This is a genomic window from Bacillus sp. FSL R5-0422 (assembly GCF_038610765.1).
GTDB lineage: Bacteria > Bacillota > Bacilli > Bacillales > Bacillaceae > Bacillus > Bacillus pumilus_O.
Map to the genome: position 1 here is coordinate 3,467,379 of NZ_CP152014.1, position 23,566 is coordinate 3,490,944.

24 protein-coding genes and 1 riboswitch are annotated in these 23,566 nt (G+C 40.4%); of the genes, 4 read left to right on the top strand and 20 right to left on the bottom strand.

All coding sequences use genetic code 11. The features are described 5' to 3' along the window. Nucleotides 1–77: 77 nt before the first annotated feature. On the top strand, nucleotides 78–1,202 hold the full coding sequence (locus MKX52_RS17795; RefSeq protein ID WP_088002650.1) for a 5-methyltetrahydropteroyltriglutamate--homocysteine S-methyltransferase: 1,125 nt from the start codon (nucleotides 78–80) through the stop codon (nucleotides 1,200–1,202). A 54-nt stretch (nucleotides 1,203–1,256) separates the two neighbouring features. On the opposite strand, the gene MKX52_RS17800 is transcribed toward MKX52_RS17795, so the two are convergent. From MKX52_RS17800 to MKX52_RS17850, 11 genes are all read right to left on the bottom strand, one after another. Beyond that, complete coding sequence (locus MKX52_RS17800) at nucleotides 1,257–2,675, bottom strand: glycoside hydrolase family 1 protein (protein WP_144503487.1); 1,419 nt, start codon at nucleotides 2,673–2,675, stop codon at nucleotides 1,257–1,259. Continuing rightward, nucleotides 2,647–4,554 (bottom strand): beta-glucoside-specific PTS transporter subunit IIABC, encoded by a 1,908-nt coding sequence (locus MKX52_RS17805; RefSeq protein ID WP_342491160.1) that lies wholly within the window; start codon nucleotides 4,552–4,554, stop codon nucleotides 2,647–2,649. The genes MKX52_RS17800 and MKX52_RS17805 overlap by 29 nt, the downstream gene beginning before the upstream one ends. Nucleotides 4,555–4,880: 326 nt before the next feature. Continuing rightward, a complete protein-coding gene (locus MKX52_RS17810) occupies nucleotides 4,881–5,714 on the bottom strand; it encodes a PRD domain-containing protein (RefSeq protein ID WP_088002659.1) in 834 nt (277 codons plus the stop codon). 224 nt (nucleotides 5,715–5,938) lie between these two features. Next, nucleotides 5,939–6,754, bottom strand: a complete 816-nt coding sequence (locus MKX52_RS17815) for a YwqG family protein (protein ID WP_342491161.1) — start codon at nucleotides 6,752–6,754, stop codon at nucleotides 5,939–5,941. A 172-nt stretch (nucleotides 6,755–6,926) separates the two neighbouring features. After that, nucleotides 6,927–7,766 carry a methyl-accepting chemotaxis protein gene (locus MKX52_RS17820; protein ID WP_088002664.1) on the bottom strand — a complete coding sequence of 280 codons (840 nt, stop codon included), beginning with the start codon at nucleotides 7,764–7,766 and terminating at the stop codon, nucleotides 6,927–6,929. Between the two features lie 151 nt (nucleotides 7,767–7,917). Beyond that, on the bottom strand, nucleotides 7,918–8,652 hold the full coding sequence (locus MKX52_RS17825) for an energy-coupling factor transporter transmembrane component T (RefSeq protein WP_251184921.1): 735 nt from the start codon (nucleotides 8,650–8,652) through the stop codon (nucleotides 7,918–7,920). Next, nucleotides 8,642–10,240, bottom strand: coding sequence for an energy-coupling factor transporter ATPase (locus MKX52_RS17830; protein WP_342491162.1), 1,599 nt, complete (start codon nucleotides 10,238–10,240; stop codon nucleotides 8,642–8,644). Before MKX52_RS17830 ends, MKX52_RS17825 begins: the two co-directional genes overlap by 11 nt. Beyond that, a complete protein-coding gene (locus MKX52_RS17835) occupies nucleotides 10,215–10,814 on the bottom strand; it encodes an ECF transporter S component (RefSeq protein WP_144458133.1) in 600 nt (199 codons plus the stop codon). Before MKX52_RS17835 ends, MKX52_RS17830 begins: the two co-directional genes overlap by 26 nt. Next, nucleotides 10,811–11,497 (bottom strand): thiaminase II, encoded by a 687-nt coding sequence (gene tenA, locus MKX52_RS17840; RefSeq protein WP_088002676.1) that lies wholly within the window; start codon nucleotides 11,495–11,497, stop codon nucleotides 10,811–10,813. Before tenA ends, MKX52_RS17835 begins: the two co-directional genes overlap by 4 nt. A gap of 87 nt (nucleotides 11,498–11,584) precedes the next feature. Next, nucleotides 11,585–11,688: riboswitch (TPP riboswitch) on the bottom strand. Between the two features lie 56 nt (nucleotides 11,689–11,744). Continuing rightward, nucleotides 11,745–12,872 (bottom strand): hypothetical protein, encoded by a 1,128-nt coding sequence (locus MKX52_RS17845; protein WP_342491163.1) that lies wholly within the window; start codon nucleotides 12,870–12,872, stop codon nucleotides 11,745–11,747. Between the two features lie 142 nt (nucleotides 12,873–13,014). After that, entirely contained in the window at nucleotides 13,015–13,671 is a 657-nt protein-coding gene (locus MKX52_RS17850) for a type 1 glutamine amidotransferase domain-containing protein (protein ID WP_342491164.1), read from the bottom strand. Between the two features lie 254 nt (nucleotides 13,672–13,925). Between MKX52_RS17850 and MKX52_RS17855 the strand changes: the two genes are divergently transcribed. Beyond that, nucleotides 13,926–14,090: a hypothetical protein gene (locus MKX52_RS17855; protein WP_162900865.1), complete on the top strand. Its 165-nt coding sequence runs from the start codon at nucleotides 13,926–13,928 to the stop codon at nucleotides 14,088–14,090. A 34-nt stretch (nucleotides 14,091–14,124) separates the two neighbouring features. Here MKX52_RS17855 and MKX52_RS17860 read toward each other — a convergent pair whose 3' ends face one another. The 6 genes from MKX52_RS17860 to MKX52_RS17885 all read right to left on the bottom strand — a co-directional run bounded on the left by MKX52_RS17860 (nucleotide 14,125) and on the right by MKX52_RS17885 (nucleotide 18,950). Beyond that, nucleotides 14,125–14,496 (bottom strand): DUF1304 domain-containing protein, encoded by a 372-nt coding sequence (locus MKX52_RS17860; RefSeq protein ID WP_003215243.1) that lies wholly within the window; start codon nucleotides 14,494–14,496, stop codon nucleotides 14,125–14,127. Nucleotides 14,497–14,501: 5 nt separating this feature from the next. Beyond that, on the bottom strand, nucleotides 14,502–14,756 hold the full coding sequence (locus tag MKX52_RS17865; RefSeq protein WP_012011773.1) for an ORF6C domain-containing protein: 255 nt from the start codon (nucleotides 14,754–14,756) through the stop codon (nucleotides 14,502–14,504). A gap of 207 nt (nucleotides 14,757–14,963) precedes the next feature. Further along, nucleotides 14,964–17,345 (bottom strand): immune inhibitor A domain-containing protein, encoded by a 2,382-nt coding sequence (locus tag MKX52_RS17870; protein WP_342491165.1) that lies wholly within the window; start codon nucleotides 17,343–17,345, stop codon nucleotides 14,964–14,966. A gap of 189 nt (nucleotides 17,346–17,534) precedes the next feature. Beyond that, nucleotides 17,535–17,828, bottom strand: a complete 294-nt coding sequence (locus MKX52_RS17875; RefSeq protein ID WP_342491166.1) for a putative quinol monooxygenase — start codon at nucleotides 17,826–17,828, stop codon at nucleotides 17,535–17,537. Between the two features lie 25 nt (nucleotides 17,829–17,853). Continuing rightward, the gene (locus tag MKX52_RS17880; RefSeq protein ID WP_012011776.1) at nucleotides 17,854–18,492 is read right to left on the bottom strand and encodes a nitroreductase family protein; all 639 of its coding nucleotides are present in this window, start codon (nucleotides 18,490–18,492) and stop codon (nucleotides 17,854–17,856) included. 14 nt (nucleotides 18,493–18,506) lie between these two features. Next, nucleotides 18,507–18,950: a MarR family transcriptional regulator gene (locus MKX52_RS17885; RefSeq protein ID WP_088002687.1), complete on the bottom strand. Its 444-nt coding sequence runs from the start codon at nucleotides 18,948–18,950 to the stop codon at nucleotides 18,507–18,509. A 235-nt stretch (nucleotides 18,951–19,185) separates the two neighbouring features. On the opposite strand from MKX52_RS17885, the gene MKX52_RS17890 reads away from it, so the two are divergent. Together MKX52_RS17890 and MKX52_RS17895 are read left to right on the top strand one after the other, a co-directional pair. Continuing rightward, a complete protein-coding gene (locus tag MKX52_RS17890; RefSeq protein ID WP_144458137.1) occupies nucleotides 19,186–19,581 on the top strand; it encodes a hypothetical protein in 396 nt (131 codons plus the stop codon). A 27-nt stretch (nucleotides 19,582–19,608) separates the two neighbouring features. Continuing rightward, nucleotides 19,609–20,166 carry a VanZ family protein gene (locus MKX52_RS17895; protein WP_144468100.1) on the top strand — a complete coding sequence of 186 codons (558 nt, stop codon included), beginning with the start codon at nucleotides 19,609–19,611 and terminating at the stop codon, nucleotides 20,164–20,166. A gap of 52 nt (nucleotides 20,167–20,218) precedes the next feature. Here the strand turns inward: MKX52_RS17895 and MKX52_RS17900 are convergent, their stop codons facing one another. The 3 genes from MKX52_RS17900 to deoC form a co-directional block, all read right to left on the bottom strand. Continuing rightward, nucleotides 20,219–21,520 carry a pyrimidine-nucleoside phosphorylase gene (locus tag MKX52_RS17900; RefSeq protein WP_012011779.1) on the bottom strand — a complete coding sequence of 434 codons (1,302 nt, stop codon included), beginning with the start codon at nucleotides 21,518–21,520 and terminating at the stop codon, nucleotides 20,219–20,221. Nucleotides 21,521–21,545: 25 nt separating this feature from the next. Next, on the bottom strand, nucleotides 21,546–22,727 hold the full coding sequence (locus MKX52_RS17905; RefSeq protein WP_058013304.1) for a NupC/NupG family nucleoside CNT transporter: 1,182 nt from the start codon (nucleotides 22,725–22,727) through the stop codon (nucleotides 21,546–21,548). A 166-nt stretch (nucleotides 22,728–22,893) separates the two neighbouring features. Beyond that, nucleotides 22,894–23,565, bottom strand: a complete 672-nt coding sequence (gene deoC / locus MKX52_RS17910) for a deoxyribose-phosphate aldolase (RefSeq protein WP_119125591.1) — start codon at nucleotides 23,563–23,565, stop codon at nucleotides 22,894–22,896. Nucleotide 23,566 lies beyond the last annotated feature (1 nt).

A 23,566-nucleotide genomic window follows, 5' to 3' on the forward strand; every position in this document is an offset into this window, starting at 1 on the left:
CAGTATATGATGCTCTTCCTTATCCAAGGAAGAGCTTTTTTATTTGATTTTTAACCTGTAGAAAGAAGGGATTCAACATGACACAAGTACAAACCATTGGAAAGAAAACAACGAAACCGCCATTCCGCGCAGATCAAGTAGGCAGCTTACTTCGTTCAGAACGTATCAAGGAAGCACGCAAGCAAAAAGCAGACGGTACACTGACAGCAGAGCAACTCCGACAAATTGAAAATGAAGAAATCACTCGTATTGTGGAGAAACAAAAGGAAATTGGATTAGAGGTTGTCACAGATGGAGAGTTCAGACGTGCTTGGTGGCATTTTGACTTTCTTGAGGGACTCGATGGAGTTGAAGGATTTGAAGCAGATCAAGGTATTCAATTCCACAATACGACGACAAAGGCGCGAGGAATCAAAGTAACGGGCAAGATCGATTTTACAGATCATCCAATGCTGGAAGATTATCGATTCCTTCACAGCATCGCTGGTGATCATACCGCTAAAATGACGATTCCAAGTCCGAATATGCTCTTTTTCCGTGGAAAGCTTGAAGAAGGAGTATACGACAGCCTAGAGGCATTCCACCATGATGTGGCACAGGCATATAAAAAAGCCATCCGTGCCTTTTATGATGCAGGCTGTCGCTATCTACAGCTGGATGATACAGCATGGGCCGTGTTCTTTTCTGAAAAAGGGCATGAACAAATCAAAGCCTTTGGCCGAGAAGAAGATGAACTGCGTGAGTCATTTGCGAAAACAATCAATGAAGCAGTTGCCGATCGTCCAGAGGACTTGGTGATCACTATGCACATTTGCCGTGGGAACTTTAAATCGACATGGGCAGCTGAAGGCGGTTATGAAGCAGCGGCAGAGACGATTTTTGCCGGCTTAGATGTAGATGGTCTCTTTTTAGAATTCGACGACGATCGTTCTGGCGGTTTTGAACCCCTTCGCTATGTGAAGAACCCAAACCTCCAAATCGTACTAGGCCTTGTCACTTCAAAATACGGTGAGCTTGAGCCGGCTGAACAGATTCAAAAAAGAATCGAGGAAGCAGCTCAATACGTCGACATTAACCAGATTTGCTTGAGTCCACAGTGCGGTTTCGCCTCAACGGAGGAAGGCAATCTGTTAACAGAAGAGCAACAATGGGAAAAGCTTCGTCATGTGATTGAGATTGCGGATCAAGTGTGGACTTCATAGTCCAAATGACGAAAAAAAGACAAACCGCAGTATGAACGGTTTGTCTTTTTTCTTTTATGCATCTAAATGATCGCCATTTGTCGCAATCACCTGTTTATACCAATCGAAACTTTTCTTTTTCTTTCTATCTAATGTACCTTTTCCTTCGTTATCACGGTCGACATAAATGAAGCCGTAGCGCTTTTTCATTTCAGCTGTTGATGCGCTAACAAGGTCAATTGGGCCCCAGCTTGTATAACCCATCAAGTCTACTCCGTCTGCAATGGCTTCTCTCGCCTCTAGCAAATGGCTTCTGAGGTAATCAATTCGGTAATCGTCTTGAATGGATCCGTCTTCTTCTACTTGATCGACAGCTCCCAGTCCATTTTCTACGATAAATAATGGTTTTTGGTAGCGGTCATATAGTTGGTTTAGTGTTGTACGAAGTCCTTTTGGATCAATTTGCCATCCCCAATCACTTGCTTCTAGATAAGGGTTTTTAACGCCTTCAAATAGGTTACCACCAGTGACTTTTCCAAGAACCTCTGGATCTGTACTTGTCACAAAGCTCATGTAATAGCTGAAGCCAATATAGTCTACTGTATGGTTTCTTAGGATGTCTTCATCACCATCTTGGATCTCAATATGAATTCCATTTTCTTGGAAGTATCGTTTCATGTAACCTGGATAGTAGCCTCTTGCCTGTACATCTGAGAAGAACAAGGTTTTACGGTCCTGATCCATTGCAGCAAACATATCTTCTGGTCTTGAGCTGTATGGATAAGTTGTCATCGCTGCAATCATACAGCCGATTTTCGCATCAGGAATGATTTCGTGGCCTGCTTTGACAGCTAAAGCACTTGCAACAAATTGGTGATGCGCTGCTTGATATTGAATGCTTTTCTCGTCATCCCCCTCTTCAAATACAAGACCACCGCCAGTGAAAGGCGCATGTAACACGACGTTGATTTCATTAAAGGTCATCCAATATTTCACTTTGTCTTTATAGCGAGTAAACAACGTTTTCGCGTATGTTTCATAAAGGTCGACAAGCTTACGGTTTCTCCAACCGCCGTAGTTTTTCACAAGTGCAAGCGGCATTTCATAATGGGAAATCGTGACAACTGGTTCAATTCCATGCTTATGCAGTTCATCGAATACTCTGTCATAAAAAGCAAGGCCTGCTTCATTTGGTTCCGCATCGTCGCCATTTGGGAAAATACGCGGCCAAGAAATAGAGAGTCTGAAGCATTTGAATCCCATTTCTGCAAAGAGTGCAATATCTTCTTTATAGCGATGGTAGAAGTCAATCGCATCATGATATAAGTTTAAGTCTTTCATTGATTCATCGAATGGATGCATAATTCCATGCGGTGATACATCTGCTGTCGATAAGCCTTTTCCATCTTTATTATAAGCACCTTCAATTTGGTTGCCTGCAACAGCGCCGCCCCATAAGAAATCTTTAGGAAATGTTTTTTCTAACTTGTTCATGTTGAACGCCCTCCTCATTTTCTTCTACACTGACTGTAAGCAGTGTCTCTTGTACTGAAATCGTGCCTTCTGTTTTCGCATCAACTTGTGCAAAATCGTTTGTGTTGGTCACAATAATTGGTGTGGTGACATCATAGCCTTCTTGCTGAATGCCCTCGATATCAAATTCAACGAGCACATCTCCTGCTTGTACAAAATCACCTGACTCTACATGACTTGTGAAATGTTTTCCGCCAAGCTTCACCGTATCAATTCCAACATGAATGAGAAGCTCAGTGCCTTGGTCACTCTTTAAGCCAATGGCATGTTTCGTTTGAAAAATGGTTTCAACCTTGCCATTGAATGGTGCTACTACACGTCCAACTGTTGGGACAATGGCTGTACCTTTCCCCATGATTTCATTAGAGAATGTTGCATCATTTACTTGATTTAGCGGCTTTAATTGACCTTCAAGCGGGCTTTGTACTACTTCATTTTGAAGTGTTACTGTGTCTTTCTTTTCTTCTGGTTTGTCTGCTTTTGTATCATCTTTTACTGGTACATCTTTGAATCCTAGAACAAGTGTCATGATCGTTGCTACGACAAAGGCGATTACTAAGCCAATGATAGAGTAGACAAATGTTGGGCCAATGAATGTTGGGAGACCTGGGAGACCTGCTGATCCAGATATCACATATGATTTTACTTTAAAGATCGACATGAACACGCCGCCTACTGCTGCACCAATGAGGGCTGCAAGGAACGGTTTTTTCAATCGCATGTTCACACCATACATAGCAGGTTCAGTAATACCCATTAATGCAGTAATACTTGTAGACATCGCCAATGATTTGAATGTTTTGTTTTTTGATCTTAAGAACACACCGAATGCTGCGCCTGCTTGTGCCATATTCGCTACAAACATCATTGGAAGAATGAAGTCAAAACCGTTTAACGTAATGTTGTTGATCATGATTGGAAGCAGTGCATAGTGCATACCCGTAATGATCAATGGTGACATGAAGCCGCCGATCAAGAGTCCGGCCAAAATGCCTGCATGTTTGAACAATAAATCAATTCCACCTGAAAGACCATTTCCGATAATTCCACCAAGCGGTCCTACCGCGATCAGCATAATTGGTACTACGACAAGAAGTGTGACTGTTGGAACAAGGATGATCTTTAATGATTTCGGACTATACTTTTCTGCGAATTTTTCAACATATGAGCCGAGCCAGATGGTGAGTAGAATCGGAATGACCGATGAAGAGTACACAACGGCAACCACTGGTAAGCCTAGAAATTCTGTATTTCCTGCGCCTAGTAAAGCCGTTAACTGCGGATGCAGTGCGGCGGCTGCAATGGCAGCGGCGATATACTGATTTGTGCCAATTTTTTTGGCTACGCTTACAGCAAGCAGAATCGGTAAGAAGTAAAAGGCTCCGTCTCCGATAGCTGTTAAAATGGCATATGTGCTGCTTTTATCTGAAATCCACTGGAACGTAAGCATGAGTGCCAAGATCCCTTTGATCATCCCGGCTCCCGCAATGGCTGGAAGAATCGGTGTGAAGACACCAGAGATAAAATCGAAAAGCTTAGATATCACATTTTGTTTTGTTGCTTCTTCTGTACCGCCTGACTTTACATCTGTTGACAGGCCTGAGTCAGCAATCATGGCTTGATAGACATTCGAAACATCATTGCCGATAATGACATGATATTGACCTCCGCTTTGATTCACACCCATGACACCATCTGTTGATTGCAGCTTCTCTTTATCCGCTTTGCTTTCATCGTATAAGTTGAAGCGAAGTCTTGTCATACAATGCGTGACCTGCTTAACATTCTTTTCACCGCCGACAAGCTCTAGAACTTCTTTTGCTGTTTGTTTGTGGTTCATTGTATTACCCTCCAATCGTTGATTAAATCATGATATAGAAAAAACCTAAACATCCATTAATGTCCGAAAAATAGCGATTCAGACATTAATCGATATTTAGGTTTTGCCTGCTTAACCAGTAACAATCCTTCATAGCGATTGATCGTTATTTAATTTTTATAAGTCTTTGGATACAAAAAACCTAAATCACGCCTTATCAAAGATAGGGACAATGATTTAGGTTTTGCCTGCTTGACCAGTAACAATCCTAAAAGATTGTGAGTTATGTTGTTTATAGTTATAAAGTATCATGTTAATTTTATGATGTCAACGCTTTCTTTTTAAATTTATTTTCTTTTTATCACTCTGTCGATATGCAAAGTTAAATACAGCATCTCATCTTCTATGAGGCTTCGGTTGTATTCTTTTTGTACATAATCGTTAATTTTCTCAGCACATTGGAAAGCTGCAGTGTTTTTCTCTTTTACGACTTCATACAGAAATTCATTTTGATTTTCCATTTGTGTTTCGTTAAACAGACGCTGTCCAAAAAACTTTAAATGCGTGACAAATCGGAAATAGTTTAATGATTCCTCGTCTAAATCAATTTGAAAGTGATACTTAACGATATTTAAAATATCTTGAATGAGTTTGGTAATTTGAATCACGTTCGGCATTTCTTCATTGAGTTCTGCATTGACAATGTGCATCGCAATAAAACCGGCTTCATCCTCAGGAAGATGAATATTGAGCTTGTCCTGAATAATCCGAAGCGCTTCTACACCACACATAAACTCATCTTTGTACAACCGCTTAATTTCCCAGAGCAGAGCATTTTTGATGTCCATACCTTTTTGATGACGTTCAATAGCAAAGGTGATATGATCCGTCAGTGTCACATAGATACTGTCATTCAAATTTTTATTAAGGGTTGTTCTCGCATGATCAATAATCGCCTCACACACTTGCATATACTCGATTGGAATATCATAAAGCAGGGTTTTGAATTTTTCTGATATATCTTTATTTTGAATGGAAAATACTTTTTCAATACGTTCTTCGTCAATCGGATCTCCACTTTTCTTTTGAAAAGCGATTCCTCTGCCCATAATGACTAGCTCATGCTGCTCGTCATCATACGCACTGACCACATTATTATTGATTACTTTCGAAATGATCAATTGATACCCCCCAATACATTCCGCTTTTTCGAGCATCTCATTGTAGACTAATATGTCATGTTATTATTATTTTCAAAAAAGAGGACTTTAAGATGATTTTACATTTTTTTTTGATACGGTCAACTAGAAAGAATGACAAATTACCTCTCAAAAATGACGAAATAGGGGCAAAAAAGTCTAAAAACATACACAAAAACACTCTATAAAGAGTGTTTTTTACAAAATCAGGAGCAATCCCAATTATAGACGACATTCTCGAAATTTTTTCGTTTGAGGTCTTCTGGTTTGATGAAAAAGTTGGCGATTCCGCAATCTCCCCACATTAGATCTACTTCATCATCTGAGTCAATTTGTAATAACAGAACGGTATGTTCTTGATCTACATAGGTACGCGGATCTTCTTGTGTAAACCCTGGATACCCGCCCAATTTGTGACCAAAGCCACTCTCTGTTTCATAAAATTCATCTAGCAAGGCATCCGCTTCATCTCCATCAATGCCTTCTACACCTTCAAATAGGTCCCAGGCGTGCTTACCTGTGATTTTCTCAAAGCGGAAATCTCCAACACTAATCGTTTCACTGGACCGTTCACCTGTAATGGCGCCTTCTTTCGTCACAGGAAAATAAAAATCATCAGGAATTTTCACAAAAGAAAAATCAGTCAACAACTCTTCTTCTGCCAAGAAAGGTTCCTCAATAAATTTGATCCGAAAATCTTTTTGCTCTGTTTTATGGTCAATATTCATCCCATAAAGATCATCATGCACAGAAATAAAAATTTGCAAAAGTCCTGTTTCTGGATAATCCTTCAGCTTCGGCAGCTGACCAAAATTAATTTGTGCCAAAAGCTTCATAGGGTGACCTTCACCATCAACTGGATATTCATCGTTTTTAGGGAAGTAAGGATCACCTGCAATTTTGCTGTCGTAAGGTCCTGTTTTTCCTTGTTTCATCTGTAGTTGAATCATGGGCTGTTCCGTTCGATCTAACATTTTACGGTAAGGTGCTATGATTTCTTGCAACTTCGCTGATTGTGTCACGATGGTCTCCCTCCTTATGATTAGGTCTACTGACTAGACTAGTATCTCTTTTTCTATCATACAGAAGTGTACTCTACCTGTCAGCGATAAATCGGTCAATATCCTAACAACTTTCTCACCTTCAAATGAAAAAAACCTCCGATTGATTTGGAGGTTTTGGTCGATCTATTTTTTATTTCACTTGATAATTCACTAAGTCTTCTGCGAGTGATTTCATCGTTTCATTTGTTTCATGGAGGCCTTCAATAATTTTTGTAAATGTGCCTACAAGCTCTGCTTGATGCTCAGAAGAAGCGACAATTTGTGCTATTTCTTCTTCCATTCCTTTAATCGATCCCTGCACATCTTTTAGCGCTGTTTCAATATCAGTCGTCGCTTGTTTCGCATGAGTTGACAGCTTTCTCACTTCCGTTGCAACCACTCCGAATCCTGCTCCTGCTTCACCTACTCTTGCAGCCTCAATTGATGCGTTGAGTCCAAGTAAGTTCGTTTGATCAGAAATACCTTTGATAAGATTGGACACTTGATTGATTTTAGAGGAATTTTCTACAGTGGTTTTCGTGTTTTGTAGAATTTGTTCACTTGTCGCTTGTAGTTCCTCTGAATGTGCAGCCACTTGCTGTACCATTGCGACGAGTTTTTCGGAAGCTTGGTTGCTCTCTGTCATGATGTCATCTAATCGTTGTTGATTGGTCTGGTCATAGGCCACGCAGAAAGCAGCGACTACTTGACCCGTTTCATCTTTAATTGGAACGGCTACAATATCCATTGGAATCCCGTATACTTCTTTCGGAATTTGGATAAACGATGGCTCTCTCCCATTTTTCAACATAGAGAAGTTTTCGAACCCTGGAGCTACGATATCTCCAGCTTTAAACCCTAGGTCAATGTTTCCGTGTTGCTGATAATAAAGAACCTTCTCTTTCCCTAAAATAGAAAAGGTTAGTTGCTCTCTCATAGCTAGTCCAATGATTGGTAAAGCGTCTATTATGTTATCAATTCTCTGTGACATTCGCTCACGTTCATCCTCTCTTTTTCTCAGTACATCTTCTTTATCGGTTCGTTATAAGATCTATTACAGCCTGTAATGTGTACTAATATCAATCAAATGACCTAAGGCATATAAAAAAACCACATTCTATCAAGAGAATGTGGGGAGGTTTTTAAAAAAAGGACATGCATATCAAGACACTGATAACGATGAGCAAAAGATACATATAGTCGATCCATGAAGTGCTGATGACATGATAATACGTCCGCTCCCTCTCACCCGTGAAGCCTCTTGCTTCCATCGCAATGGCCAAACGTTCTGATTTTCGTACGCCCTGTGTAAAAAGAGGAAGTGCATAACGTATAAAGGCTTTCCAACTGTTTTTTTGCTTATAGCCTCTAATTTTATGTGCTGCCTTCATTTGCTTTAATTCACTTTGAAATAACGGAATAAACCGGAAGCCTGCAAGCATCCCATACGCCCATTTTGGCGACATTTTGCACTGATGAATGAGGCTCATCATAAATGCTGTCAAATCTGTTGTGGACGTAAACAAAAGACCAAATGTCACAAAGCCAAGCATTCTGAGAGCGATGGTGAGTCCATTTCGTAAACTCTCCTCTGTCATATGAAACCATGCCCATTTCCAAACAGTATGATCCCCCTTGCCAAAGGCCGCCATCATCCAAAACACGAGAATGAAAAAGAGCAGATAAGGGACAAGTCTTGTGAAAAGATACTTCAAATTCCATCCGCCTAAGACAAGTCCAATACCAAGTGCAAACAGCCAGATGATGAAGGTTGTTTTAGGATCCGATATCGCCATGAGACAACACATCGCAAGCAGATGGGCGAGTAATTTGATAGCTGGATTCACAGTGGAAAGAAAGGAATGATTACTTTGCAATCGTCAGCACGTCCTTTCTTTCAGCCATATATTGATAATGCAACGGGGCTCTCAGCTGATAAGCATCGACAAGTTCCTGATTTGAAAATAGATCATAAGGCGTACCTTCATACACATGCTTTCCTTGATGAAAAAGAAGCACTTGATTGGCACACTCATCGACAAGGTCCATATCATGTGTGACCATTAAAATAGTGGTGCCTTGGCGTTGACGTTCTTTTAAGCGCCTGATTAATTCCTTCGCTGTTCTTTCATCCTGTCCGAAAGTCGGTTCGTCTAACAATAAGACATCCTGATCAAAAAGGAGCATTGTAGCCACACTCAATCTTCTTTTTTGACCTAAGCTTAAAGTGAAAGGATGAGCTTTTGCATGCTTTTCTAAACCGAACTCTTTCAATAGCTGAATGGTTTTTTCTTGTACAACGTTCTCTGGCCAATTCCGCTGCCTTCCACCAAATGCAATTTCATCGAACACTGTATCTTGTATGAATTGAAGCTCCGGATTTTGAAACACAAAGCCTGCTTTTTCATATAGTTCTCGGTCTGACCACTTTTTAAGGAGTGTGTCTTTTAAGAAAATGTGGCCTTTTTTCGTTGACTCTAAACGAACCAAATGTTTAAGACATGTGCTTTTCCCACTTCCATTTTCCCCAATGATCGCCACCCAATCCCCTGTTTTAATATCAAGCTGGAGATCACTCATAATTCTTTTTTTCCCGTAGCTTAATTGAAGATCTTCTGAACGCATGATGGTCTCCCGCTCAGTCGCCGGCACTTGTTTATGCTGTTCTTTTCTTGCTTCAAAGGTTTGCATAAACGTATGACTCATTGGATGAAATGGATCTTGAAGGATTGTGGACCATTTCTCGGGAAATAATTTCGGCCGCCATATCCCTGCCTCTTTCATTTCTTTTTCATATGTCGTCAATACATCTTTTGGAGATCCATCAGCTAAGATGCTGCCTTGATCGTCTAATAAAATCACCCGGTCCATCCATTCGATGACACCATCTAGCACATGCTCTACAAAAATCATGGTTTGTCGCTGATCAGCTGCAAGCTGCTGTAGAAGCCGAAAGATCTCCATTCTGCCTGCTGGATCAAGCTGTGCGGTCGGTTCATCAAAGAACAGCACATCTGGCTCTAAAGCTAATAAACAAGCAAGCGCCAATCGCTGCTTCATACCGCCAGATAATGTGTGAATGTCTGTATTCGGATCGACTTCGAGTTGGACTTTTTGCATGAGCTGTTGAATGATATCATCCATCTCGTCGCGAGGGACGGAGCGGTTCTCTAAGCTAAAGGCAATTTCTTCATTGACACGATGCATACAAAACTGGGAATCAGGGTCCTGAAACATGACGCCTGTATGTCTTTGCAATATCACTTCGCCCTGCATATCCGCTTCTAAATGTTCTGGAATGATGCCAGCCAGAACCGAGATGAGCGTTGATTTACCGCTTCCGCTTGGTCCTAAAATAAGCACCTTTTCTCCTTTTTGAATGGACAGAGAGACTTGATGCAAAACGGGCTGAGGCTGTTCATAAAAACGGACAGTGAGATTATTGCACGCGAGAAATGAATTCATGCTGTTCACCTTTGTTTCTTTTTTCTTTCATGATGGCATATTGATTCAGTACACCGGTTTTAGATAATGTGTCTACCACAACTTTGGCTAAACATCCGCCCAGTATCATTCCACTAATAATTTGAGTTATGAGTGTGATGAGTAGAACTTGAGGTGTGTAATAACCAAAGCCATTTGCAACGAGGCTGTAAGCCATTGCTCCAACAGCCGCAAAGGCACCTGACAACATCAGTGTCCACATACGATATCGTTTATATCCAAAAAGAGCAAAGGCGATTTCTGCCCCAAGTCCTTGGCATACACCAATCAGCAAGGCTGAAAGACCGAAGTGGCTGCCTGTTAGTAATTCCACAGCGGCAGCGGCTGTTTCTGCGATCAGGGCAGCTCCCGGCTTTTGGATGATATACGCGACGATTGGACTAGCAATCACCCAAATGCCAAACATGATGTTCCCTCCTGCGGGGCCAACAAGTGCTGTAATGGGCAAGTAAAGTGTGGACCACCCTAAATAGATGACACCGCATGCAACGGATAAAATGACAGCAAGGACAACTTCTTTCATCTTCCATGTCATGATGAATGCACCTCCAATGGAACTGGCCACTCTTCCACCGTAAACGCCATGTCCCAAAACTTGTACTCTAGTTGACAGCTTAAGATAAAGTGCTGTTTCATTTTTTCCTTTTCCTTCTCACTTGCTGCTTCCGCCAGCTGATCGAGCCGTTTGCAAAGCTCCACCGTAATAGAGTCGGTTAACCCTCCATAAAATGTGATCCACTCATAAAACGGATGTGACGGGTCGGGCTGCACATCTGTGAGCATTCGTTTCCCAATTTCCCAATATGTCCAAGGGCATGGAAGCAGAACAGCGATCATTTCTCCAAGCGTGCCTTCCTTGGCGACTTGTAGCATGTGATGAATATAGTGATGAGCACTCGGAGCAAGCGGGGCACCTTGGAGCCCATCATATGATACACCTGCCACTCGGCAAAGGTTTTGGTGAGGGTGTGTCTCACTATCTAGTACAAATGCAATCTGCTGATGGAAAAAAGCAATATCTTCTTTGTCTGTACATCTGCTAAGAGCCGCTGCATAAATTTTAATAAAAGCCTGTAAATATTCTGCATCTTGTTTGACGTAATGAATGATCTGCTTCTTTTCCAGCTTTCCTTCTGCCAGTCCCCTGACAAACGGATGCTGATAAATGGCTTCAAATAATGGTTCTGTTTCTTCTCTTAATTGCGCTGAAAATGTCATAAAAAAAGCCTCCTCTTCTTCAGTAGAATAAATGAAAAAGCCACCCCAAATGGAGCGGCCTTCTTATCGATTCAATCATGAATAAGACGAGGTCCAGCTCCACTTCCCTCCGCTAGTACAAACTAGATCAGGTTCAAAGGGTCCAAGATTTCCTCTTGTCTCAGTCATACATGACTCCCCTAGTGGACTTTTGTCATTTAATTATCTTTACTCTACACATGTGGAGATTTGCTGTCAACCGCCTTTCTTAATTCAACGTTCTGATCGTAGGCAGCTTCTCGATCCCCGCAGCATAGTAAAAATTAAGGACACTGAAGAAATCAATTGGTTTTCCTGTTTTCAAATCAACAGCTAAAATATGATCGCCGTAATTTGTCATGTCATCTATATCTAAACGTCTTGGCGTTGTCTTTCCAAGTGTATCAACAAAGCTACTATGGTAGAATTGTCCGCTAGCAAACGATGATTCATGATACATAAATAATGTCTCTACATCTAAGTAGACGAGAATGGCCTCAGATGAACTCGCATAAGGAGCAGAGTACGATACTGGTGCCGAGATACTTTTCACTTTTACACTTTCAACAGAATGGGTTCTCTGATCATATTTTCCGTCATATGAGAAATAAAATACACGCTCCCATTTATAATCGGCGGTCTTCGATTGTTTGTTATACACTTTTGTACCATTAGCGAAAACATCCCCATTGGCATACTCAGCTACAAAGTATTGCAAGGTGGAAGAGAGGGAAACAGCCCCTGTGAAATTGGGTGGGTTTTTTGCATTCACTAGTAGTGTGTAAGAGTCTCCAAAATCTCCATCGCTTGTGATACCGAATGCGTAGTCACCTGCTGGTAAATTGGTCAAACCAAGGAGACTGCCTGCTGGCTGAATCAAGTCCGTCGGATAAGCTTGTCCAGTTTCATAATCAACAACAAATAATTGTACGAAATAATCGGGATTTGATGAGGTAATTCGGCTGATGAGTGCCTGAGGTGAAGTCGTACTTAACAACCATAAATCGACTGGGTCGTCCTCTGATAAGACAACTGATTGGTTGATGGCTAATCCATCAATGGAGCGAACGGAAGATGTACGCATCTTGCCATCTTTAGCGGCTTTTCGTTTGATACTGATTCCATTTTTCTTATCTACTTTAAAAGATTTTTTTAACTGTTTCTGTTTGATAGCGGTTCCTTCATCCTGCTTCAAAAACGAGTCTTGCACTTGCTGAATGGCTTTTTCCGTCAGTGGTGATAATTTACCATCTGTTTTCGGTGCTTCTTCTGCTTTTAATGCTGGTGAAAATAAACCTGTTGTGACGAGTAGAATGGATAATAAAGCGGCAGTCATTTTTCCATAAAAAGCTCTCACAGGAACATCCCCTTTTTCCTAATTTGGGTTTTATACCCTGTGAATATTTTACCATTATTTCGTTCGTTGTTATGGTCTTTTTTAGGAAATCTTTATGACAAAAAAACCAGCCGTATGTTCTACGACTGGTTTTTTGATGACTTTATGAAATGGTTTTAACAAACAGGCGTGCTGTTTCTGCACTGGAACCTGGATTTTGTCCAGTAATGATTTTTCCGTCAACTACTGCGTATGGTGCAAAGGCATCTCCTTTTTCAAACGCTGCCCCTTGCTCACGAAGTTTTGTTTCCAATAAAAATGGCACCTTTGATGTCAGCTGAACAGCTTCCTCTTCTTCGTTTGTAAAGCCTGTGATTTTTTTGCCTTCGATGAATGATTTGCCATCTTGATCCTTCACATCAACGAATGCTGAAACGCCGTGACAAACAGCACCGACTGCACCATTTTTGTTTGAAATTGCTAAGATTGCATCGGCTACCAGTTGATTAGACGCAAAGTCGATCATTGGGCCGTGTCCTCCTGCAAAGAAGATGCCATCATAATCAGCTGGGTTCACATCTGTAAGCGCCTTTGTGTCTTGAAGTAATTCATATACATCTTGATATTGCGCTGGAACACCTTCTGGAATGGAATTTTTATCAATAGGAACAGTTCCACCTTGAATCGAGACAATTTGAACGTCTAATTCATTTTCTTTAAAAATATGAAATGGCTCTGCCAATTCTTCTAGCCATAAGCCTGTTGGATGTCCGTTCATTTCTGAACTGCTTGTGGATACTAATAACACTTTCTTACTCATCTTGATCATCCTTTCGATTTATCATGTGGTTATTTTACATTTTGCACAATTAAATATCAAGCAATTTAACTTTAGTACAGCTCTTTATGGTATACCCGATTCTCTAAAAAATATGGCATGACATCAAATCTAATCTATATGTCACATTCTATTGATAGGGAATTTCATGTAAAATTGTCATTGAGTAATATCATATGAGGTAAAATGGATAGATCTCACGGATGTGAGGGGACTTTTAAAGGAGTGGAAAGTAGATGAAAACCTATTCGATTGTGATGATCATCATCACGCTCTGTATCATATTAGCCGTCTTTTTGATGAATTTAACAGGGGTCATGTACGGAAAAATTATTTTGGCTGTAGCCGTTGCGCTATGTCTGACCTCCATTATTCGTTTAATGGGTCTTCGAAAAAGTTAAAAGCCGCCCTTTACTAGGGCGGCTTTATTCATGGCTAAATTGCCAGGATAAGCGCAATTAATGCAAGCAGCGCTGGTACGCCTTGCTTGACGATGATTGATTTATTAGATGTCACACCGCCGAATACCGCAGCGATGATCACGCAAAGAATGAAAAATAGCTGAATCATATATCCAACAGTATTCGATCCGAGAATGAGCCCCCAAATGAGTCCAGCAGCCAAAAACCCGTTATAAAGCCCCTGATTGGCAAACATCACTTTTACATTTGGATCCTTTTGCAAGTGTTCTGGCAACTTAAAGGATCTTTTTGCCATCTTTGATTCCATAAAAAACATTTCTAATAACATAATGACAAGGTGTTCTAATGCGACAATTCCTACTAGTATTATTGCTAAAATATTCAATTTAGTTAATTCCTTTCTGATAGACGATCACGAATTTCTATTTTATCCGTGTATAAATCAAAGTCTTGTATTAATTCAAGTGCTTCAGTAAAGCGGCTTTGTGGAATGTCTTTCATTTTCCTCACACCAAATTCCTTTTTAATAAAAGCCATGATGGTATTGATATGAAGCTTACCATGACCATCATACTCCAAATGGCTGCAAAAAGTCTGCATCGTCCCTCTTATCACCTTTAATTGCTTAGCAGTGACACAACTCATTGGTAACGCTCATCCTTTCCTTTGTTTTAACAGCTAAAAAGAACCATGTATGAAAGAAAAACCTTCCAGTCCCTATTATATAATGATTTCATTCGGATATCAAAATAAAAAAGAACAGACATTCGATCGAAAAGCCGTTCTCTTCATCAAAATCAGTTTATGACCATATCAAAAAGCCGGATTCAATGGTAGAATCCGGCTTTCTGTTTAGTTACTTTTAGAAATTAATACCTTTCCAACAGAACGATCCTTACTTTGTCCAACAACTTTAAAGGATAGACCGTATGTTGGCACATCACGTCCTGCATCTGGATTTTTTGGATTCACATAATTCTTTTTATCACTAAATGTACGAGTCGGGCGAATATAGCGATCTACCAAAGTTAAGCCAGTTGTCGCTGTATAATCAATATTGAGCTTCGTACTTGGGTTCAAAGAAAATGCAGCATCATGTACTTGGAAACCTGTAGCAGCAATAGAGCCGTCACTCCACTTCAATACTTGCTGATCTGCATCTACTACACCAAGGAAACCGTTCCCTGGGTGTTTTCCTACCCAGTTATCACTGTAGGATTGATCGACATACCACACGACCAAACCATTATTATAGCTCATGAGACTTGCCCCGCGTTTGATATGCTTTAACCCTTTATCAACGTCAGCATAAGAGCGCCACTCTAATAAATAATATTGTGCTGCATATTGTTTTCCGTTTGATTTCGAGAATCCGTTAAACGTGAAAGTAGACGTATCCTCGGCATCATCTGCCCATACGTTCGTCCCATCTGCAGTGATGTTTAAATCATCTACAAATAAGCCTGGCAGTGAATAGCCTGCATCGGTTGTATAGCGGAATTGCAGGTCAATTTTCTTCCCTGCATAAGCAGAAAGATCAAAGGTTGCATCTACCCATCCATCTGATTTTCCGTCAATTCCATTGCCTTCGTTCGCTCCAGCTTCATTTCGATCGTTTGTGATGTTACCAGCAATCGTCTTCCACTGATCGGTTCCTGTTTCACGAACTTCTACATATGCATAGTCATAATCTTCTTCGATATCGTACCATGCTTTAAATGTCAGCTCTGCTTTGCTCCCTTTCGACAAATCGATACCTGTTGTCGTCATGGTCGCATTTAAATTGTCACCCGTTCCGCTAAAGTACGCATGTTGTCCTTGAGCAGGTTTTGTGACCTCAATCTCTTTATCTGGTAAATCTACCCGAACCGCATCATGGTTCGTTCCTTTTGTTGCTGCTTCATCAATCAGCACTGTTTTGCTTTTCTTTAATGTTTTACCATCGATGGTTTGTCCAGTAAGCCAGTTACCGCCATGCAAGTTTTGAAGCATTTCTTTCGCATATGGACTAAAGCCTGTTGGTTCCGTTCCAGGGACTTTACCTGCCCAGCTTCCGCTTGACATGATCGACCAGTAGGAAACGGGCTCGCCTCCGCCTGTGTACTGTGTATCGTACTCATCAGGAAGACCAAGGTCATGTCCGAATTCATGTGTGAATACGCCTGCCGCACCATCTTCAGGCTCAATGGTGTAATCTAACGCGCCTAACTTTCCGCCTTGTCCAACTTCAGATTCTGTGTTTGGAATTTCAAATACATCACCAAGTGACCAGCGGTGCGACCAAATCGCATCAGAGCCAAGCTGTCCGCCGCCAGCTTCTTCACCTACACCAGCATGAACGACCATCAAATGGTCAATGATGCCGTCTGGTTCGTTATAAACGCCGTCTCCATCCATATCATATCGATCCCATTGATCATATTCACTAAGATCAATATTAGGGTCCTTTGCTGCAGCTTCTAGTGCTTCTTTCACCAATTCACGCGGTCTACCGTCACTGCCTGATTCATCAGGTACGTTCCCGCCATAATAGGCTGCTTCATGCTTCGCTGTATACCAGCCAGCAACCGTTCCACTGATCGTGTAACTACCGCCAGACTGCTTCTCATAATATTGCTTCATGGATACTTTTCGTTTCCCATCTGGACCGATGTAGCCATTTTTTCCAAAAAGCATGTCTTGATAGTGCTGTTGATCGTACTTGTCATAGTACATATCAGTCTCTTCTTTTTTAATACTATTATGCTTATAATCTTTAAAATCTACTAATAAAACCAATACCTTATCATTGCGAACATCGCCTTTATACTTTTCTTTTTTGACCGGTTTTACATGATTGCTTTCTTTTCCATTATGCTTCTTTAACTTTTTCTTTTTGGCTAATTTGTTATGTACCTTTTGTTTGTATTCTTTCAGAAATTCAGGCTCTTCTGTTAAGGTGCTTGCACTTTGTTTCATAGCGGATTCTTCTTTTTTCTTTAGATAGTTCTTTAGTGCTTTTTGGGTTTCTGCTTCATTGGCGTTCTTTTTGATCTTTCCTTGTTTTTTCAAGGCTTTGATGAGACGGTCTTCATTCACGACACTTGCGTCAAATGGAACACCTGAATAATGACCGCCATCTGAGGATGTTGATTTCTCTGTGGTGTGGGCAGATAGAGGGGTGCTGAAAGCTGCCAATGTGCCTAAACTGAGGACAGCCGTTAGTGCAATACTCGTCCATTTCCCTTTTTTCATTTTGGTTCCTCCCTAATTTGGTAATAAATAATATCTAATTCTAGCATATTCCAATATACTTAAGTCGAAAAACATTTTATTTTCAGAAACTTTGTGGAAAATGCACAATACGGGAATGAAATGGGTGGAACAATGTGTCGAAAATAAAAGAACCCTAGACGATAAACGCCTAGGGTGTTTGTTGTTTTACTATGAAAGTTGCTGACCTTGAAAGGCAACAACGTCAAGTGGAGCGGCTAAGAATTCTTTTGCCTTCGCGACGAAAGCTTGGAAATGTGCACTCGCATTATGGCTCTGAACCGCAGCGTCATCTTTCCACACTTCTACCATTAAGAAGGTATTTTCCTTATCTGTATCCTTGAACAGCTTGTAGGATACATTGCCTTCTTCCGCTTGTGAAGCTGTCATTAATGAATTGATTTCTTCTAGAAATACGGTTTCTTTTTCTGGATAAATGGTCATTCCTGCATGAATAATAATCATATGATAGTCCCCTTTTTAATAGATATTATTTCCACTCTGTAATGCGTTCAATCGGTAAGCGGTAAGAAGCATAACCTTCGTCAGCAGCTTTCCCAATTGATAACAGCATTACTGGTACATAACGTTCTTTATCCCAGCCAAATGTTTCAGCGATGACTTCTTTATCAAAACCACCAATTGGATTTGTATCATAGCCGTGTGCACGTGCTGCAAGCATAAGCTGCATAGACACAATTCCACCGTCAATTAAGATTGTTTCGCGGTTGACTTGCTCTGGAAGTACCTCAAAGTGTGCAGTTAGTGCAGCAATTTGTCTTTCTTTCACTTCTTGAGGCATGTAGCCATGCTCTACTGCTTTTGAATAAATTTCATCTAAGTATTCATTGCTTTTCATATCTGCAAATACGGCAATGACAGCTGCTGATGTTGACACTTGAGTTTGGTTGAATTTTGCAAGTGGTGCAAGCTTTTCTTTTCCTTCTGGGCTGTCAATGACCATGAAGCGCCAAGGCTGTGCATTCACTGATGATGGTGCAGTCGTTGCTTCTTCTAGAATCTCTGCCATTTCTTCTTTGCTGATTTTCACAGCTGGGTCATAATTACGAATAGAACGGCGTCCTTTCATAATTTCCATAAAATCGTTTGTTTTTAATGTTGTAGCCATGTTGAAACACTCCTTTAAGTTGTTTGAATCTTTTCGATGTTTTGTTGTATTCGGCTGAGCACATCAGTGAGAAGCTTTCGTTCTTCGTCACTTACGTTCTCAAGCATTTCTGAGATAAATCGTTCTTTTTCTTTTTTAGAAGCTTCGATTCTTGTTCTGCCTTCTTCTGTCAGACGAACAAGTGTGACTCGATTATCTTCTGGCTTTCTTCTGCGCGTGACCATTCCTTTTGTTTCTAACTGTTTTAAGTGACGCGTCACAGCCGCACTATCAATATTTACTTTTTTCTGCAAATCTGACTGGCTGATTTCGTCTGCTTGAAATAACAGTGAGAGCAACTCTAATCTTGATTGGCTGATGCCCGTGCATGCTTCGAACTTCACGCCCATCATACGGTTCACGCACTGCAAACGGTATAATACCTCTGCTTCTTCAGAGCAAAATGCAGTCAATGCCATCCCCTCTTTTCTATTCAGATCAATTAGTTGATATATCAATCATTGACTCGTCAACTAATATACACCCATTATTTCATGATTGCAAGAAGTTTGTTTCATAAGGTAAATCTACTCTATCAAAATAAATAAAAAGTATAGTATTTAATATTTAATTCCAACCGAAAAATATTGACTTTATTATCATAAAATGTAATTATTATAAAAGTAAGCTAAAATATAATAAAGGATGATTATTTTGAAAAAGAATTTTCTTAAGTTTTTAACTGTTTTTATGATTTGTTTAATTATGATTACGCCAATAGTAGCTCAAGCAGCAACTAAAGATTTCAAATTTGATATGACCCACCAATTATATATTGGTAAATACAAGTCAACTAAAAATTCTGTAACTGGAAAGATAAACATGACAAGTTGGGGTGGAGATACCTATTTTACCATTCATGTATATGAACAAAAGAACTGGTGGAGTAATGCTCAGTTAGTTACTCGTCTAGGATTTGAAAAATCCAGTAAAGGTTCACCGTATACAGATACTGACTATTCTGTAAAAAAAGGGCATACATATAGCTACGAAATATGGAAAAATTATAATTATAAGAGGATCATTGGTAAAGGTTCTCTTAGTTACTGATAATCTTAGATTCAAGGAGAGTCTCATATGTTAAATCCTCTTCTACCCTACTTCATTATATGTGGGATTAGTTTAGTGATCTTCGTATATAAATTTATGCGCGGTACTACAAGTAAAATCTTATTTCTATACTATATATTGTTTTCTTTATATATTGCTAGTCTTGTTTCTCTAACTTTTTTCCCATTTCCTTATCAAAAGAAGTTAATAGAAATTATGATAGAAGACAATTTAGGTTCTATTCATAATTTTATACCTTTTAAAACAATAATTGTCACACTTGAATTTGGACTGACAACATTTATAAAACAAATCATTGGAAACGTTATTCTATTCGTGCCACTTGGATTTATTCTGCCTATTCTTTTTTCATTTAACCAATTACGAAAGGTTATTTATATAGGTTTCCTAGTGAGCCTGAGTATTGAATTGATACAATTTGTTTTAGATTTGATTGTAGGCTACAATTATAGAAGTTTTGATGTTGATGACATCATAACAAATACTTTAGGTACTTTAATTGGAGTAATAATTTATAAGTATTCAAAGAATTCATTAGATAAGTACAACTTAACACTACGTTAATATTTTTAGCAAAAAAGGACAAAAGCGACGAAGCACTTTTGTCCTTTTTTCTTTATTCTGTGATCACCGTGTGAATGAGAGTTGGTGCATCCGCATGATCTGCGATGCGAATGTTGTCATAAATTTTCTCCATGACATTCGCAACATCTTCTCGATTTGCATGAAGTGTTACGAGTGAATCTCCTTTTTCAACACGATCGCCAACTTTTTTGTTCAGCATGATACCAACTGATAGGTCGATATCGTCCTCTTTTGTTGCACGTCCTGCTCCAAGAATCATGGCTGCAACACCGATTTCGTCTGCGACGATCTCAGCAACCACACCTGCTTCTTTTGCAGGAACTTCGATTTGGTAAGGGGCTTGCGGCAGTTTTTCTGGTTGATCTACAATCGAGCCGTCTCCGCCTTGGTTTTCTAAGAATTCCTTGAATTTCTCAAGTGCTTTGCCGTTTTTCATGACTTCAATCAGCTTTTCTCTTGCTTCATCAAGCGTTTCTGCTTTTTTCGCAAGAACGACCATTTGACTTCCTAATGTGAGCACAAGCTCGTTTAAGTCTTCAGGGCCTTCGCCTTTAAGTGTGTCAATGGCTTCTTTCACTTCAAGGGAATTTCCAATCGCTAATCCTAACGGCTGAGACATATCAGAGATGACAGCCATCGTTTGTCTGCCAACGTTGTTTCCAATACGAACCATGGCTTTTGCAAGTTTCTCAGAGTCTTCAGGTGTTTTCATGAAAGCACCTGCACCTGTTTTTACATCTAATACGATCGCATCTGCGCCAGCAGCAATTTTCTTACTCATAATTGAGCTAGCAATGAGCGGGATTGAGTTCACAGTACCTGTCACATCACGAAGGGCATAAAGCTTTTTATCTGCTGGTGTCAGGTTGCCTGATTGACCAATGACCGCTACTTTATGACGGTTCACAAGCTCGATGAATTCATCTTTTGTGATTTCTACGTGGAAGCCTTTTACCGCTTCAAGCTTATCCACTGTACCACCTGTATGTCCAAGACCGCGGCCAGACATTTTCGCTACAGGTACATCAAGTGCAGCCACAAGAGGTGCAAGTACAAGCGTTGTTGTATCACCTACACCGCCTGTTGAATGCTTGTCTACTTTAATGCCTTCAATGGCAGACAGGTCAATCGTGTCTCCTGAGTTCGCCATAGCGAGCGTTAAGTCTGCACGTTCTTGATCCGTCATATCTTGGAAGAAAATCGCCATAGCCAAGGCACTTGCTTGGTAGTCAGGAATTGTTCCGTCCGTATATCCTTTGACAAAGAAAGAAATTTCCTCTGAAGATAATTCTTTTCCGTCACGTTTTTTCGCAATGATATCTACCATTCTCATTGTTTTCACCATTCCTTTTTTTAAATTAGTAAATCAAACCGACAACGCCTGCTGTTAAGAAGCTGACAAGTGTTGCACCAAATAGAAGCTTTAATCCAAAGCGTGCGACAACGTTTCCTTGTTTTTCGTTTAAGCCTTTGACTGCTCCAGCAATGATACCGATAGAAGAGAAGTTCGCAAATGATACAAGGAATACAGAGATAATCGCTTCTGTACGAGCAGTGAAATGGAAAGCATCGCCAGACAGGATTTGCATTGCCACAAATTCGTTGGAAACCATTTTCGTTGCCATGATGCTTCCTGCTTGTACTGCTTCGCTCCAAGGTACACCAACAATGAAAGCAAATGGGGCAAATACATAACCAAGTACATCTTGGAAAGACACACCGATAACAGCTGTAAAGATTCCATTAATCATCGCAATTAATGCAACGAATCCAATCAACATCGCAGCGACAACAATCGCTACTTTGAAACCGTCCATAATATATTCGCCAAGCATTTCAAAGAAGGATTGCTTTTCTTCTTCAACGACTTCAAGCATGTCTTCGTCCTTAGCTACTTCATATGGATTGATAATAGACGCGATAATAAATCCACCAAATAGGTTCAGCACAAGTGCTGTGACCACGTACTCTGGTTTAATCATTTGCATGTACGCACCGACAATCGACATCGATACGGTCGACATGGCAGATGCACATAATGTATAAAGACGCTGCTGAGGTAATAATCCGAGCTGTTTCTTAATGGAAATAAAGACTTCTGATTGGCCTAAAATCGCAGACGCTACTGCGTTGTAAGATTCTAGTTTCCCCATACCGTTTACTTTGCTGAGCAGATAACCGATTCCGCGTACGATAAGCGGAAGGATACGCCAATGCTGCAAGATACCAATCAATGCCGAAATAAAGACGATCGGCAGTAAAACGTTGATGAAGAAAGTTGATGCCTTATCATTCATTAATCCGCCAAATACGAAGTTGATTCCTTCACCGGCATAGCCTAGTAGCATTTGGAATCCTTTTGCAAAGCCTCCGACTAGGAAGTTTCCAACACCTGTATTGAGCAGAATATAACCTAAAATAAATTGCAGTACAATCATGACAATTACTGGACGGAATTTTACCCGTTTTTTGCCGTTACTAGCTAGCCATGCAATGGCGAGAATCACCAGCAAACCGATGATACCAATCACGTATTTCATGTTTTTCCTCCTCGAATGAATTCGTTTACATTAATGCGCTTGTATGGGACAAACCCTATTTTGCAAACAAAGTGCGGAAGAAATTCCCAGAAGTGAGATCCTTCCGCATATGACTTTTTCATCATTTATGAGTCACGAATGTTATCCTACCATAGGATCGTATGAATTAATAGTCTTTCGAAGGAGCTGATTGATCCCCTTTGATAATAGAAACGCCTGCACTCGCACCAATTCGGGTAGCGCCTGCAGCTAGCATTGCCTCAACATCTTCTTTTGTTCTCACACCGCCGGATGCTTTCACACCGATGTCAGGCCCTACTGTTTTACGCATTAATGCGATGTCCTCAGCAGTCGCACCGCCTGTACTAAATCCAGTCGATGTTTTCACAAAATCAGCGCCAGCTTTCACTGAAAGCTCACAAGCTTTGACTTTCTCTTCATCTGTGAGTAAGCACGCTTCAATAATAACTTTCACAAGTGCTTTCCCTTTTGCCGCGTCTACAACTGCACGAATATCTTGCTCAACTGCATCATATTCGCCGTCTTTCAATGCCGCAATATTGATAACCATGTCCACTTCAGTTGCACCATTCTCGATGGCATCCTTTGTTTCGAATGCTTTCACTGCTGTTGTGTTTGCACCTAGCGGGAAACCGATGACTGTACAAACGTCAACGCCTGTTCCTGCTAGTTCTTTCGCCGCAAGAGATACCCATGTTGGATTCACACATACGGATGCAAACTGATGAGTCTTTGCTTCTTCAAGTAACTGCATAATTGCAGCTTTCGATGTATCTGGTTTTAGTGCTGTATGATCAATGAGCTTTGCTATCGTCATG